This is a genomic window from Serratia sp. CY33525, from assembly GCF_052169115.1.
Classification (GTDB): domain Bacteria; phylum Pseudomonadota; class Gammaproteobacteria; order Enterobacterales; family Enterobacteriaceae; genus Serratia; species Serratia sarumanii.
Genome location: NZ_JBJNLK010000031.1, coordinates 1 through 956, shown reverse-complemented (window position 1 = coordinate 956; position 956 = coordinate 1). Strand labels below are relative to the sequence as shown.

1 protein-coding gene is annotated in these 956 nt (G+C 69.6%); it reads left to right on the top strand.

The features are described 5' to 3' along the window. Positions 1-956, top strand: a 956-nt coding sequence (locus tag ACJ8IM_RS25160; RefSeq protein WP_308317583.1) for a polyketide synthase dehydratase domain-containing protein, incomplete at both ends; no start/stop codon positions are given.

Below are 956 nucleotides of genomic sequence, written 5' to 3'. Positions count from 1 at the left end.
GCACGTGGTGCTGGAGTCCTACGAACGGCCATCGGGCGATACGTACCCGCGCGCCCGCTATACTCCCCACTTCCTGCCGTGGCGCCGTCTGCCCAACCCGCTGCTCAGCCGCGGCGACGCGGGCGGCTTTGCCGCCACGCTGAACGCCGAGCTGGCTTCCCTGTGGCGGGATCATCGCATCGGCGGTCAGGTGCTGGTGCCGGCCGCCAGTCACATCACGATGATCGCCGGCGCCGCCTTGCTGCAGTACCGGGGCGCCCTGCCGGCGACCGGCGTGGAGGTGCGTGATATCACCATGACCCAGCCACTGGTGGTTCGCGAGGGTGACGTGGTGCGTTGCCTCGCCGACGGCGAGCAATGGGTGATCGAAAACGGCGACGGCGAGCAGTATGCCGGCAGCCGTCGCAGCCAGGTGCTGACCGAGGGCGACGGGGGCTACAGCCCGCCGGACGTGGCGGCGTTCCGCCTGCGCAGCGCGGCGGCGGATATCGATGCGCTGTACGAGACGCTGGCGCAGCACGGCGTGGGCTTTGGCGACGGCTACCGCAATCTGCATGACCTGTATCTGAACGAGCACGAGGCGCTGGCGCGGGTGGAGATCGCCCTGACGTCAGCGGGCGAGCGCGCACTGAGCCTGCTGCATCCCGCGACGCTGGACGCGGGGATCCAACTGCTGGGGCTGTGCGGCATGAAAAGCTGCGGGGTGTGCATCCCGTTCAGCGTGAGCTCGGCGCGCCTGTTCACGCTGGATTCGCAGCCGACGACGCTGTGGGCCAGCGCGCAGATCGACGCGGTCAGCGCGAAAAGCGTGGCGGGCACGGTCATGCTGTTCGGCGACGGCGGTGAACTGTATGCCGTGCTGGAAGGGGTGTCCTGTCGCCAGGCGGGCGTGGAGTCCCGGCTGAATGAGTGCCTGTTCGAGACGGCGTGGGTCGGCGTTGCCGGGCCGGAGACGG